Source organism: uncultured Caballeronia sp. (assembly GCF_964243625.1).
Taxonomy (GTDB): Bacteria; Pseudomonadota; Gammaproteobacteria; order Burkholderiales; family Burkholderiaceae; genus Caballeronia.
In genome coordinates, this window is the sequence record NZ_CAXTGZ010000072.1 from 3,398 (window position 1) to 16,868 (window position 13,471).

Below are 13,471 nucleotides of genomic sequence, written 5' to 3' on the forward strand. Positions count from 1 at the left end.
CGGATGGCGAAAATCACCGGCCAGCTTCGCAAGTTCGCGCGCAAGTCGCCAGCCGGCGCCGAGCCGGTCGCGGTGGGCTCGGTGGTGAACGACGCGCTCTTCCTGCTCGAGCAAAGGATCAGACAGGACGGGGTCATGGTGCGCCGGATGGGCAACGCCGATACCCTTGCCATTTGCGACGCAAATCGTCTTGAGCAGGTCCTGATCAACCTGATGTCGAACGCAATCGATGCAATGGAAACCGCGGAGGGTGCAGACCAGCAGAAGGTGTTGACCATCGCGGTCGACAGGAACCGTGAACACGTACTCATCAGTGTCCGCGATACCGGGACCGGCATCACGCCCGAAGTCCAGGCGCGCCTCTATGAGCCGTTCTTCTCGACCAAACGCCAGGGTGCGGGACTCGGGCTGGGCCTGACCATTTCACTCGGTATCGTGCAGGAGTTTGGCGGTTCGATCGCAGCGCGCGGCTGCGCGCCGGGCGCCGAGTTCATCGTGTCACTCAAGGCGGCCTAGACCATGAACAATTCAGACGCGCTTACCGTCATCCTGATCGAAGATGACCCCGCCGTGCGTCTGGGTGCGGCTCAGGCGCTGCGCCTCGAAGGTATCCGGGTTTCCGAATTCGATGCGGCCGAGCCCGCACTGACTTATCTGACCGATGACTTTGCCGGCATCGTGGTGACGGACGTCAAGCTCTCGGGCATGGATGGCGTGCAGCTCCTGCAGCAAGCCGTCGCAATGGCGCCGAGAGTGCCCGTGATCCTGATTTCGGGTCACGGCGATATTTCCATGGCCGTCGATGCCATGCGCGACGGCGCCTACGACTTCATCGAAAAGCCGTTCTCGTCCGACCGGCTCGCCGAGGCTGTCCGGCGTGCGCTGGAGAAGCGCCGGCTCACGCTCGAAGTGCAGGCGTTGAGAGCGACGCTGGCGGCCCGCGAATCGATCGAGTCGACCATCATCGGCCGCTCCCCCGCCATCAGGCAGCTCCGTGAATTGGTGCTGTCATTGGGGGACGCCGACGCGAACGTCATCGTCCTCGGGGAAACGGGCACGGGCAAGGAACTGGTCGCGCGCTGCCTGCATGACCACAGTCAGCGCCGCAAGCACCACTTCTCGGCCCTCAATTGCGCAGGGGTTCCCGAGTCGCTGTTCGAGAGCGAAGTGTTCGGACACGAAGCCGGCGCTTACACGGGGGCATCGAAGAGACGGTTGGGGAAGATCGAATATGCGGGACACGGCACCTTGTTTCTCGATGAGATCGAGGGCATGCCGTTCGGGCAGCAAGCCAAGTTGTTGCGCACGCTCCAGGAACACCAGTTCGAACGCCTCGGGTCGAACGAGATGATCCCGATGAATTGCAGGGTCGTCGCCGCGACGAAAGTGGATCTGCTGGAGCTTTCCGAGCATGGCGAGTTCAGGGCGGATCTGTACTACCGGCTTGGCGTCGCCTTTCTCGAAATCCCTCCGCTAAGAGACCGTCCAGAGGACATCCCCTTGCTCTTCAATCACTTCCTTCTTGAAGCGGCGGCTCGGCACCAGCGGGATGTGCCCGAGGTGAGTTCGGCGCAGGAACTCGAGTTGATGCAGCGTCCGTGGCCAGGCAACGTGCGAGAATTGAAGAATGTGGCTGAGCGCTTCGTGCTGGGCTTGCTAAAACAGAGCCATGCACCTATGGCCACCACGCTACGGCCAAATCGTACGTTGAGCGAACAGGTCGCGGCGCTGGAGCGGCGCTTGATAGAAGACGCGTTGAGGCTGTGCGCGGGAAGGACGGCGGCAGCCAGTGAACTGCTCGGCCTCGCCCGGAACACGCTCTACGACAAACTGAAAAAACATGAACTCGACCCGGAGTCTTACAAGGGAGAGGAAAACGTTATCCGGAAACGATGATGCACCGAAGGGCGTCGCTTCGACGATGCCATCGAGACCCGGTGCAAGAATCAGGTCGTGCTCTCGACAAGCCGCGCAGCCGCGGACATCTTCCTGATGCGGTCCGCGATCGCGGCATCGACCGGTGTGTAGACGATCAATCCGAGATCCGGCCGGCCATCGACTGAAAACGATGAGTATTCCAGTTCAATAGTGCCGAGCTCCGGGTGCATCAGTTCCTTCGTTCCGTCTCCGTGACCGTGCACCTCGTTCTCCCGCCACAGGACTTCGAACTCCGGACTGGCCCTGCAAAGCTCGTCCACGAGTTCATTGACCTCCGACACGGCACCCGCCCGCGCGGCATCCGCCCTGAACGCACCGACAACAAACCGGGCGATGTTTTGCCAGTCATGCTGCTTGGCGCGAATAGCGGGATTGCAAAACAGGAAGCGCAGGATGTTGCGCTGATCTGCCGGCAGTGCGCCGTAATCGGTCAGCACGATGGCCGCGGCACGGTTCCACGCAACGACGTCCCAGGTAGCGGTCTTGATCAGAGCGGGACTTCCATCGAGCGAATCGAGCAGGCGCTGCAGCCGGGGACTGACACCGTCTACAGACGTATAGCGGACTTCCGGCGGCCGTCCCAGCCCCAATACGAAAAGATATTCGCGCTCCGGCTCCGTCAGCATCAACGCGCCGGCGATCCGGTCCAATACGTCTGACGATGGCGCGCCGCCACGTCCCTGTTCCAGCCACGTGTACCAGGTCGGGCTGATATGCGCCCGCAATGCAACCTCTTCCCTGCGCAACCCCGGCGTGCGCCTGGGTCCCGAAAACCCGAACGCGGCCGGGTCCAGCCGCGTTCGGCGGTTGCGTAGAAAGACTCCTAAGGAACTGGGCGTGCTGATCGGCATGAGGACCCTATTAGTCATCTTAATATGATGATCTCACTACTTTAAAGGAATAGAAAATCGCCGGATAGTAGGCTCCTTACTATCCAGCGAGGCAACAACCATGCGTATTTTTCTTACGGGCGCGACAGGATTCATCGGATCGGCTCTCGTTCCGGAACTCATTCAAGCAGGCCATCATGTTATCGGCATGACCCGTTCGGACGATGGAGCGCGCGCACTCGAAGCCGCCGGCGCCGAGGTGCATCGCGGCACGCTGGAGAACCCCGAAAGCCTGCACAGCGGCGCAGCGCAAGCGGATGCGGTCATCCATACTGCGTTCGACCACGACTTCACCAAATTCGCCGAAAACTGTGAAAAGGACAAGCGCGCCATCGCCGCCCTTGGCTCCGCACTCGCAGGCTCCGACCGGCCCCTCGTCATCACCTCGGGAACCGGAATGGGCAGCGGTCAGCACGGCGAACCGGCGCTCGAAGACGTCTTCAATACCAGTCATCCCAATCCACGTATTGCGTCGGAACTAGCCGGGAATGCGCTTCTCGAGACGGGCATCAATGTGTCCGTCGTGCGGCTTCCCCAGGTCCACAATCCATTCAAGCAGGGACTGATTTCGCCGCTCGTCGCAGTTGCACGCGAGAAAGGCGTCTCGGCCTATGTGGGCGACGGCCTCAACCGCTGGCCAGCCGGTCACCTTTCCGATGTTGCACGTCTCTACCGGCTCGCAGTAGAGGCAGGCAATCAGGGCGAGCGTTATCACGCAGTGGGTGAAGAAGGCATCACGAGCCGGGCTATCGCAGAATCCCTCGGCCGGGGCCTGAATCTGCCGGTCGCTTCGATCACCGCGGAGGAAGCAGCGGCACATTTCGGATGGATGGGAATGTTCGTCGGCCTCGATATGCCGGCATCGAGCGCCCTCACTCAAGCTCGATTGGGCTGGATTCCGACGGGGCCGACGCTTATCGAGGATCTGGACCAAGCGCGGTTCGTCTGATCAGCGCGTTCGCGGCGGCCTCGGGACGTGGAACCTAAAGCAGGCCCCTGGGTGAAAACGTGACGAGACGGTCAGTCCGCGCGCCGACGGGCCGAAATAGCGGATGCAGTCGACACCACCAGGTCCGCAAAGCGCTGTTCGTCGCGATCGGCGTGCCAGCGTGAGCGCGCGACGGCAATGTTCACCGCGCCGATGCCTCGGCCATGCGCGTTGGTAATGGCCGCGGCAGTCGAGATATCGGCGACGAAATATTCGTCTTCCGTATGCGCATAGCCCTGCTTGCGGATCTGCACAAGGCGCTCCTTGATCTTGCGCGGCTGATGCACGGTGGATGCGGTGTACTGGACAAGGTTGGTGCGCGCCAGGATATCGTCGACCTCTCCATCCGGCAGCGTGGCAAGGATTGCGAGACCGGGCGCCGTGCAATACGCCGGCAACCGCGAGCCCGTGATCACGTGCGCATTGAACACGTTGCGACTGACAATCCGCAGCACAAACACGATGTCGACGTCGTCGAGCACGGTCAGATTGGTGGCCTCTTCCGTCTCGGATCCGAGTTGCTGAAGATACGGCGTGGCCCGGCTTACCAGTTCGTTGGAGGTCAGATAGTGGTAAGTGAAATCGAGCAGCTTGGGCGACAGTTCGTACTTGCGGCTGTCCGGGTCCTTAAATAAATAGCCCAGCGCCGACAGCGTGAACGTGAAGCGTTGCGTGGCGCTTGTGTCGAAGCCGGTGAGTGCGGAGATCTCAGAAAGCGATAATTGCCGCTTGCTGCCGTCGAACGCGGTCAGCACGCGCATGGCCTTTTCAACCGATTGCACGAAGAGCGATGACTCCGTCGGATCGCTCGCCTTTTCCTCGCCGGAAACGGCGAGTGGCGCATTGGACTTGCGGCGGCTGGTGGGCGGGGCGGATCTCACGTTCTTGTTCTCAGCATCGGTCAGGCACAGGCTCGCATTATCGCATGTCGCTGTACAGGTATCAGGATGAGATAACTGGCTGACTGCGCCTTGCTCCGCTCTGATAGAGCTTCAGCGGCGCAGCCTGTCCCATGCGTTACCCACGTCCCGCGAAAGCAGATGCTTGCGGATCCGTTCGCTCGCGGTGAGTTCGAACTGCTCGACAGCCCGGTAATATCGCGGCAGCTGAAAGCTTGCGAGGCGCTCGGAAGCCCATGCATGGAGCGCTTCCCAGTCTATGGCTGCGTCCTTGAACTGCACATCCAGAAGGATGTCCTGCTCCCCCACCAATGTCGCCACGCCAATTGCGGCGCTCGCCTTGACCGCCGGATGCCCGGCAAACACCCGCTCGATCTCCCACGCCGAAACGTTCTCTCCGCGCACCCGCATGCTGTCGGTTCGCCGTCCAATGAAAAACAGATCGCCGTCCGCGTCGCGCCGCGCGTGGTCGCCGGTGTGCAGCTTGCCGTCACGCAATGCGGCGCGGGTTGCTTCGTCGTTCTTCAGATACGCGGGCAACAACGCCCCCTCCACTTTACTTGTCAGCACGATTTCGCCGGGCTCGCCGTTCGCAACCGGGTGGCCCTGCTCGTCCAGAAGTTCGAGGTCGAACCACGGCAGCGCCTTTCCGATCGAACCCGCTTTGCCCGTTGCGTTGAGCGTCGCAAAGCTCGAGCATTCGGTCATGCCGTAGCATTCCCGCAGCCGGACGCCCAGGCGCTCTTCTGTGGCGTGCCACGCGGCGGCGCCGACACCCGCGCCCCATGCCACGCGCAGTGCATGATCGCGCGGCTGTGCATCGCGGGGCAACTGCATCAGGATGTCGAGTATGCCGCCCAGGTAATGCAACTGCGTCGCGCCCGCGCGTGTCACCTGTAGCCAGAACTGCGAGGCGGAGAAGCGCGGCACCACATGCAACGTGACGGACGCGAGAAACGGCAGCAGCAGCATCTGTGCGCCGCCGATATGGCACAGCGGCTCCCACATGAAAAGACGGTCGCCGGCGCGCACGTCGGCGACCTTCAACGCGGCTTCGCTGGCGATACGCATCATCCTGTGCGTGAACAGGACGCCCTTCGGCGCACCCGTCGTGCCGGACGTGTAGATGATGCAAAGCGGATCGTGCACGCCGATGGCCGGCATGCGCAGTGTGGCAGTCGCGGCGTGTGCAGCGAAATCCGGCAAGCGCTCGCGCCGCGCTTCGCCGCAATCGATCTGCGCGGTGACGGCATCGAATTCCTGATCGAATACGAAGAGCTTCGGCTCGGCATGCTGAAGCAGATACTCAAGGCCCGTTCCCCGCAGCCGGGTATTGACCGGCACCCATACGACCCCGCTCAGGATCAGCGCATAGATCAGATAGATGTGCTCCGGGCTGTTTCCAAGCATCACCGCGACGCGGTCGCCCTGTTCGATTCCGGTGTGCTTGAACCATGCCTGCAGCTGTCCGATATGTCTCACCGCTTCGTCGCAGCGGATGGTGCGGTTTTCGTAATGCAGGAAGATACGCGCAGGGTCTGCAAAGAGGCCCGCCGCCAGAAGCGCAACGCAATCGAGTTCGTCTTGCGGATGACGATGTGGAAAATAATCGGAATAGCAATGCATGTCTTTTAAGTCGTCGATTGTGCAATGTCAGCGCGTGCGGCGCTTGAGCCAGGAAGAAACGGAAATCACCAGCGCAATCAGTACGACAAGGGTCGTTGAAACCGCAGCCAGTGTCGGCGTGATCGCCAGTTGAATGTCGTCCCACATTTGCTTGGGCAGGGTCGTGTTGATTCCACCGCTCACAAAGATGGCGATCGTCAGATCATCGAACGACACGAGGAAAGCGAACAGGAACGCGGCGCTCACGCTCGCCATCAGAAGCGGCAGCACCACGGTGCGGATTCGCTGGAATGAAGACGCGCCCATGACGCGTGCCGCATCGTCCAGACGCCAGTCGAAGCGCTGGAAACCGGCCGCGAGCGTCACGACCACATATGGAATCGCCAGCACCGTATGGCCGATGATCAGGCCAGTATTGGTTCCCGTCAGCCCGAACCGGCTCAGCAAATACAGGAGCCCGACCGCAACGACGATGCGCGGCACGATCAACGGCGCGACCATCAACGCGAAAACCGGTTTGACGGCGCGCTGCGGCATGCGCGTCATCGCGAGGGTCGCGCCGAATCCGAGCACCACCGACAGCACAGCTGTTCCAAACCCCACCACGAACGAGCGGATCACCGCGCTCTGCCAGACCGGCGACCAGAGGAAAGTGCCGAACCAGCGCACACTGAAAAGCTTCGGGGGAAAGGCGATAAAGTCGCCGCGCGTGAACGCATACGGAATCACCGACAGCACCGGCACGACCAGCACGATCATGACCGCGATAGTGAAGAGGCCGAGCGGACTGACGAGACATACACCGTCACCTTGCCGGAAAGTTTCGCGCCGCCTTGCGAGCGGCGCGCAGATACGTCCCACCCAGATCAGCAGCGCGAGCTTGAGCCCTTGCGCGCGTGACGTGCGCTGGCGTTCGCGCACTTCGCCCGTCAGCGACGTCAGGCCGAGCATGCGGTCATACAGGAAGAAAATCGCAATCGAGCATATCAACAGCACCGTCGAAAGCGCGCCGGCAAAATGCATGTCGAACAGTTCGAGTACCGACGAGATCACCAGTTGCGCGATCATCGTCTCGCGTGGCGAACCGAGCAGCGCGGGCACGATAAAAAAGCCGAGACTGGAGACAAACACGAGCAGCCCGGCCGCGGCCACACCCGGTGACGAGAGCGGCAGGAACATCGTGAAGAAGCTCGTGCTGCGCTCGGCGCCGAGCGTTTCGGCGGCCTGCGAAAGGCGCTCGTCGATGCCGCGCATCACTGGCAGCATCGTCATGACGGCCAGCGGCAGCATTGAATGCACCATGCCAATCAGCACGCCCGTCAGCGACGGAATCGTGCCGGTCGTCTCATGAACGAGACCGAGTGCAAGTGCTATCGAGGAAAGAACGCCGGTCTTCGACAGCAGCAGCATCCACGCATAAGTCTTGACCAGATAGCTGGTCCAGAAGGGCAGCATGATCCACAGCAGCCAGCGCTCGCGCACACGGTCCGAGACGCGGCTCAGCAAATAGGCGACTGGGTATCCAAGCACGACCGAGAATGCCGCCGTGAGCAGTGAGATCGAGAATGTGGTCCACAGCACCTTGGCATAGACAGGCGTGCGGGCGATACGGGCGAACTGCCCGAAGCCGTACGTGCCGTCGCTGTTGACGAGGCCGCCCTGCAGGATCTCGCCCACGGGCAAGATGAAGAACACCAGCAGGAACAGCAAGGTCGGCACAACCGGTGCGAAGCGCAACGAAGCGGCAAGCCACGCGCTTCGCCGCCGCGCAGTGTCGGTGGAACGCGGCACACGTATGGCGAGAGTCATGAAAATTCCTTTGCGGCGCTAAGCGTCACGCATGAAGCAGCGTGGTGCGGTATGGGTCCCATGTCAGGCCCACCGTGTCTCCAATGCGCGGACTGAGCGTGCGTGCGCAACGCGCCGTGAGTTCGCTGCCATCGGGCAGCGACAGTTGCACGTGCGTGTCGCTGCCGAAGAACACAATGTCGTCGATACGGCCATCGACAAAACCGCGCTTCGGCTCGACGAACTCCAGCGCCTCGGGCCGCAGCAGCAAGGTATGGCGTGCGGCTTGACCGGGCTTCGCGGTGCGCGGCAGCGGAATGCGGCCGCCGGCCACGAGCAGGATGGGCTCGCCGCTTGCATCAGGCGTGTCCGCGAGCGCACCTTCGAGCAGATTCGAATGGCCGATGAAACCGGCCGCGAAGCGCGTCGCGGGCCGATCGTACAAATCGGCGGGTGTGCCGATCTGCTCGATGCGCGCATCGTTCATCAGGCAGATGCGGTCCGAAAGCGTGAGTGCTTCGTCCTGATCGTGCGTCACATAGACGAAGGTCGCACCGAGCTCCTTGTGGAGACGGCGTATTTCCGCCTGCATGTGCTCACGCAGCTTTTTATCGAGTGCGCCGAGCGGCTCGTCGAGCAGGATCACCGACGGACGGTAGGCGAAGCAGCGCGCGAGTGCGATGCGCTGCTGCTGCCCGCCGGACAGCTCCTTTGGAAACCGCCCTTTGTATTCGCTCATGCGCACCATTGCAAGCGCGCCTTCCACTGCCTCGCGCACGTCCTCGCGCGACTTGCGGCGCATTCGCAAGCCGTACGCGACGTTGTCCCACACGCTCATGTGCGGAAACAGCGCATAGCTTTGGAACACCATGCCGATGCCGCGCTTGCCCGGTTCGACGTGCGTCACATCGCGTCCGTCTATTTCGATGCGCCCGGCGCTGGGCGCGACCAGCCCCGAAATCATCTGGAGCAGCGTGGTCTTGCCCGACCCGGAAGGACCGAGCAGCGTCAGGAATTCGCCGGCCTGCACGGTCATGCTGGTCGGCTCCAGCGCGACGGTATCGCCGTAACGCTTGGTCAGCCCGATCGCTTCCAGTTTTGCGCTCATCGTTGCACCTTTACGAAATGATCCACGAATTGAAGCGTTCAGTGACCTTCTGGCGATTCTCCTGCCACCACTGCGGACTTGGCAGCTTCATGTCGCGGATGTTGTCCGGCGCAGTCGGTAACAAGGGAACGCGCTGCGGCGGGATGGTTTCGAACGATTTGCGGTTGGTGGGTCCGTAAGCAAGTGTCTGCGTGAGGAGCGCCTGACGCTTTGCGTCCGCGCAGAAGCGCACGAACTGCTTCGCCATCTCGGCGCGCGGCGTGCCTTTGGGAATACCCCATCCTTCGATGGAATAAAGGCCCTGATTCCAGACGATCCTGACCGGCGCACCGCCGTCGATCGCGGACTGCGCGCGGCCGTTCCATAGTGAAATCATGTCGACGTCGCCACTCTGGATTGCCTGCATGGACTGCGCACCCGAAGTCCACCAGATCGCAATATGCGGTTTGATCTTGTCGAGACTCTTGAATGCGCGGTCGACGTCGAGCGGATAGAGCTTGTCGAGCGGCACGCCGTCGGCGAGCAACGCTTGCTCCAGCGTGTCGAGCGGACTGCGCCGCAGGCAGCGGCGGCCCGGAAAACGCTTGACGTCCCAGAAGTCTGTCCACGATTTCGGGCCGTTCGCCTGGAATTTGTCGGTGCGGTACGCGAGCACCGTGGAATACACGTCCACGCCCAGCCAGTTGGGCGTGATCGCTTCGGGCATCACATCCGGGAAGTCCGACGGCTTGAGGCCGATCGGCTCCATCAGGCCCTTCGCTTCGAGGTATGGAATGTCGGCGGAGAGCGTGAGTGTGGTCACGTCCCACACATAGTTTTTCGTCTTTACCATCGCTTCGAACTGCGCGACCGGCTGCGACTCGCGTGCGACGCTTACCACCTTGATGCCCGTCGCTTTTTCGAACGGATCGTAGAACGCCTGACGATACGCGAGCGTATAAGGGCCGCCCGGGTCCGACACGACAATCTGCTTGTCATCCGCGCGGACCAGCACCGGCATTGCACCCGCGAGCGCAAGTGCGCCTGCACCCTGCAACAGCCGGCGCCGCTTTTCGTTGAAGTGTTGCGTCATTGCCATGGTCTCCCGCTCGATGGTTCAGTAGATGAAACGCGACCGGCTCACTTCGCGCGCTTGCGGAAGAACTCTTCCATCATGCGAGCGGGTTCGCCCGAATCGTAGGCTTCGCGCTGAATGCGAGCGCCCGCTTCTATGCAGTCCTGAAAACCCGGCTCGGTCATTTCGCGGAATCGCTGTTTATCCAGACGCATTGCAACCGGCGGTTTGTTGCCCAGGTCGGTCGCGATCTCGAGCGCTTTTTCCAGTACTTTTTCTTCGGCCACGATGTGGTGAATCAGGCCGATCTGCTTGCATTCATCGGCGTCCATCAGGCGGCCCGTGAGCGTCAGTTCGATCGTGCGCGACATGCCGAGCATGGAGTTCATGATCCACGGACCGGTCGTGCTCGCGATACCCGCGTTGATTTCCGGCTGGCCCATGCGCACGCCCGGATGACCGACGCGGATGTCGCCAAGCAGCGCCACCTGGAACGCCGAGCCCGCTGCCGTGCCGTTCAGCGCCATCACCAGCGGCTTCTTGAGGCCGCGCAGCGCAGCGTAGTAACGCTGCCATTCCTTGACCCAGGCGACCGCACGTTCGCCGTCGAAGTCATGGGCCTCCGAGAGATCCTGCCCGGCGGAAAAGGCGCGGTTGCCTGCGCCCGTCATGATGATCGCCGTGACATTGTCGTCAGCGTCGAAGCGTTCCAGTGCGTCGATGATCGCGTTGCGCATCGGCGTGGTCCACGCATTGAGTTTTTCCGGACGATTGAGCGTGATGATCGCTACACGTTCATGGCGGGATACCAAAATGTCTTCAGTCATTTTTTATCGCATCGCAATAGTTGTTGGGTGACATTCAATATACGTTGAGCAAAAACAGAGCGCAAGCAGGAGTTTTCACCTGTCTGCCGGCGTGACACACGCGCTTAAGAACTGTCCTATTGATTTCCCGGGTGGAGAATTCCTGCGCTAGAATTACTGTATATTTGTACAGTACTCAGCAAGAGGTCCCCCGTGAACTCCGCCTTCGGCAATCCAGAGAAACTCCCGCAGTCCAGCAAGGCGTCGTGCCGTCTCGACGCCCTGATCGACTCGACCACGCATCCCGGTTTTGGGGGAATCGCCTTGTGGCGCGGGTCGCAGCTTGCCCGCTCGCACGGACAGACGGTCGACACGGGCTATGCCGTGCTTTCCGCTGAATTGCCCGGCGGCGGCTGGCCGCTGGGCACGCTGATCGAGTTGCTGGTGCAGCAGCCGGGCGTGGGCGAAGTCAGGCTGCTGCGCCCGGCGCTCGCCGCCGTGAGCAAACGCCCGATCGCGCTCGTGCAGCCGCCCCATATTCCGAACTCGCTTGCGTTCGCCTACCTGGGCGTGCCGCTCGACAAACTGCTCCGGTTGCGTGCGGCAAAAATGGCCGATGCCCTCTGGTCAGCCGAGCAAATTCTCAAGGCCGGCAGTTGCGGCGCACTCGTTTTCTGGCAGCAACATATGCGCACCGAGTCGCTGCGGCGTCTGCACCTGGCCGCGCAGTCGTCCGAAACACTGTTCATGGTGGTGCGCCCGCTTGCGTGCGCGCCGGATTCGTCGCCGGCTACGTTGCGGCTGGCGGTGCGTCCGGCGGGCAGCGGCATTGTTGTCGATGTCATCAAGCGCAAAGGCCCGATCCGCACCGAAAGACTGTCCGTCACCCTGCAACCTTCTCCCATTTTGTTGAGCCCCCATGCCCGTGTACGTCGGCATCCATCTACCGCGGTTGTCGCTGGAAGTGTTCCGTCCACGCTGGTCGCGTAGGCCTGAACACGGCTGCGTCGTCCTCGACCACGACAAGGTCCTGATCGCGGACCCGGGTGCTCGCGAGGCTGGCGTGTGCCTCGGCATGAAGCGCGGCGGCGTGCTCACGTTGGCGCCCGACACGCTGATGTTCGAGCGCGACCTGGTCAAGGAACAGGACGTGATGCGCGAGGCCGCTTTTTCGTTGATGAAGTTCTCGCCCATGGTCGCGTTGTGCGACGAGGAAACCATCGTTGTGGATGTGACGGCGAGCTTGCGGCTGTTTGGCGGTATCGTGAAGTTGTGCCAGCAGATGCGGGATATCGTCGATGCAATCGGTCTCAGTGCGCGCGTGAGTACATCGCCGACGGGTCAGGGCGCCTGGCTGCTTGCCAAAAGCGCGGGCCGTGCCCACATCAGGCGGCGCGTGCTGAAAATGGCGTCGCTCGAACGTAAGCTCGGCGCGCTGCCGTTTCAATCCGTACAGGAAGTGCGCGCGTTCGCCGACTGGTTTTCGGGGCTCGGCTGCAAGACGCTGAACGACATCCGGCGCCTGCCGCGCGCCGGCCTGAAAAAACGCTGCGGCGTCGCGCTGCTCGACTCACTGGATCGCGCTTACGGCATCGCGCCCGAGTTGTACGAGTGGCTGGCCGTGCCGCCGGCGTTCAGTGCGCGTATCGAGTTGCCGGATCGCATCGAAAATGCGGAAGCCATGCTGTTTTCCGCGCGCCGGCTGATCGTGCAAATGTGCGGCTGGCTGAGCACGCAGCAACTCGCGCTCACGCACGCCACGCTCACGCTGGAACATGAGCGCGGGCGCAGCGCCATCGACCCGACGATCATCCAGATCGCGCTTGCCGAACCGACCTGGCACGAACAGCATCTCGTGCGCCTGTTCAAGGAGCGGCTCGGGCGCACGGAACTCGTCGCGGCGGTCATTGCCATGCGGTTGAGCGCTGCAAAAATTCAGGCGGCCGAACCGCCCACCGAGACGCTTTTCCCCGAACCCGGCGGCTCGCCCGAGGACCATAACCGGCTGCTGGAATTGCTGGTTGCAAGGCTTGGCGCCGAGAATGTGCTGCGGGCGGCGCCGTCGTCGGATCATCGGCCGGAATGCGCGAACCGCTGGATTTCCGTCACCGATACCTCTCTTCCCGCCAAGCCCGAAGGCATGCCGTCGGATTTGCCGCGTCCCGCATGGCTGCTCGAAAAACCGCTGCAGCTGATGATGAAAAACCATCGGCCGTTTTATGGCTCGCCGCTGAAAACGGTGTCACCGGCGGAACGCATAGAAGCCGGATGGTTCGATAACAACCTGACCAGCCGCGATTATTTCGTCGCGCAGGCGAACGATCAAAGCTGCTACTGGATTTATCGTGAGCGGCCGGGCAGCGCGGAGGCCGAC

Annotated in this window: 11 protein-coding genes; 4 read left to right on the forward strand and 7 right to left on the reverse strand. The window is 62.1% G+C overall.

What is annotated here, in order from left to right; translation table 11 throughout:
• The first annotated feature begins 519 nt into the window (after positions 1 to 519).
• Positions 520 to 1,896 carry a sigma 54-interacting transcriptional regulator gene (locus tag ACFFAR_RS07285; protein ID WP_174362485.1) on the forward strand — a complete coding sequence of 459 codons (1,377 nt, stop codon included), beginning with the start codon at positions 520 to 522 and terminating at the stop codon, positions 1,894 to 1,896.
• A gap of 50 nt (positions 1,897 to 1,946) precedes the next feature.
• Here ACFFAR_RS07285 and ACFFAR_RS07290 read toward each other — a convergent pair whose 3' ends face one another.
• Entirely contained in the window at positions 1,947 to 2,789 is an 843-nt protein-coding gene (locus ACFFAR_RS07290; protein WP_174362489.1) for a helix-turn-helix domain-containing protein, read from the reverse strand.
• Positions 2,790 to 2,889: 100 nt separating this feature from the next.
• Between ACFFAR_RS07290 and ACFFAR_RS07295 the strand changes: the two genes are divergently transcribed.
• Complete coding sequence (locus tag ACFFAR_RS07295; RefSeq protein WP_174362484.1) at positions 2,890 to 3,777, forward strand: NAD-dependent epimerase/dehydratase family protein; 888 nt, start codon at positions 2,890 to 2,892, stop codon at positions 3,775 to 3,777.
• Positions 3,778 to 3,848: 71 nt separating this feature from the next.
• Here ACFFAR_RS07295 and ACFFAR_RS07300 read toward each other — a convergent pair whose 3' ends face one another.
• From ACFFAR_RS07300 to ACFFAR_RS07325, 6 genes are all read right to left on the reverse strand, one after another.
• Positions 3,849 to 4,697, reverse strand: a complete 849-nt coding sequence (locus ACFFAR_RS07300; RefSeq protein WP_231941515.1) for an IclR family transcriptional regulator — start codon at positions 4,695 to 4,697, stop codon at positions 3,849 to 3,851.
• 111 nt (positions 4,698 to 4,808) lie between these two features.
• On the reverse strand, positions 4,809 to 6,341 hold the full coding sequence (locus ACFFAR_RS07305; RefSeq protein WP_174362483.1) for an AMP-binding protein: 1,533 nt from the start codon (positions 6,339 to 6,341) through the stop codon (positions 4,809 to 4,811).
• A gap of 27 nt (positions 6,342 to 6,368) precedes the next feature.
• Positions 6,369 to 8,150 (reverse strand): ABC transporter permease subunit, encoded by a 1,782-nt coding sequence (locus ACFFAR_RS07310; protein ID WP_174362482.1) that lies wholly within the window; start codon positions 8,148 to 8,150, stop codon positions 6,369 to 6,371.
• 25 nt (positions 8,151 to 8,175) lie between these two features.
• A complete protein-coding gene (locus ACFFAR_RS07315; protein WP_375507698.1) occupies positions 8,176 to 9,237 on the reverse strand; it encodes an ABC transporter ATP-binding protein in 1,062 nt (353 codons plus the stop codon).
• 10 nt (positions 9,238 to 9,247) lie between these two features.
• Positions 9,248 to 10,309: an ABC transporter substrate-binding protein gene (locus ACFFAR_RS07320; RefSeq protein ID WP_062002309.1), complete on the reverse strand. Its 1,062-nt coding sequence runs from the start codon at positions 10,307 to 10,309 to the stop codon at positions 9,248 to 9,250.
• A gap of 47 nt (positions 10,310 to 10,356) precedes the next feature.
• The gene (locus ACFFAR_RS07325; RefSeq protein WP_062001506.1) at positions 10,357 to 11,118 is read right to left on the reverse strand and encodes an enoyl-CoA hydratase/isomerase family protein; all 762 of its coding nucleotides are present in this window, start codon (positions 11,116 to 11,118) and stop codon (positions 10,357 to 10,359) included.
• 261 nt (positions 11,119 to 11,379) lie between these two features.
• On the opposite strand from ACFFAR_RS07325, the gene imuA reads away from it, so the two are divergent.
• Together imuA and ACFFAR_RS07335 are read left to right on the forward strand one after the other, a co-directional pair.
• Positions 11,380 to 12,087: a translesion DNA synthesis-associated protein ImuA gene (gene imuA / locus ACFFAR_RS07330; protein ID WP_174365028.1), complete on the forward strand. Its 708-nt coding sequence runs from the start codon at positions 11,380 to 11,382 to the stop codon at positions 12,085 to 12,087.
• On the forward strand, positions 12,017 to 13,471 hold a 1,455-nt coding region (locus ACFFAR_RS07335), incomplete at its 3' end, for a DNA polymerase Y family protein (RefSeq protein WP_174365027.1). The genes imuA and ACFFAR_RS07335, both read left to right, overlap by 71 nt.

Bases quoted from the DNA above. Each gene is read 5' to 3' on its own strand.
- ACFFAR_RS07285 (WP_174362485.1), top strand. From the start codon at position 520: ATGAACAATTCAGACGCGCTTACCGTCATCCTGATCGAAGATGACCCC.
- ACFFAR_RS07290 (WP_174362489.1), bottom strand. From the start codon at position 2,789: ATGCCGATCAGCACGCCCAGTTCCTTAGGAGTCTTTCTACGCAACCGC.
- ACFFAR_RS07295 (WP_174362484.1), top strand. From the start codon at position 2,890: ATGCGTATTTTTCTTACGGGCGCGACAGGATTCATCGGATCGGCTCTC.
- ACFFAR_RS07305 (WP_174362483.1), bottom strand. From the start codon at position 6,341: ATGCATTGCTATTCCGATTATTTTCCACATCGTCATCCGCAAGACGAA.
- ACFFAR_RS07310 (WP_174362482.1), bottom strand. From the start codon at position 8,150: ATGACTCTCGCCATACGTGTGCCGCGTTCCACCGACACTGCGCGGCGG.
- ACFFAR_RS07315 (WP_375507698.1), bottom strand. From the start codon at position 9,237: ATGAGCGCAAAACTGGAAGCGATCGGGCTGACCAAGCGTTACGGCGAT.
- ACFFAR_RS07320 (WP_062002309.1), bottom strand. From the start codon at position 10,309: ATGACGCAACACTTCAACGAAAAGCGGCGCCGGCTGTTGCAGGGTGCA.
- ACFFAR_RS07325 (WP_062001506.1), bottom strand. From the start codon at position 11,118: ATGACTGAAGACATTTTGGTATCCCGCCATGAACGTGTAGCGATCATC.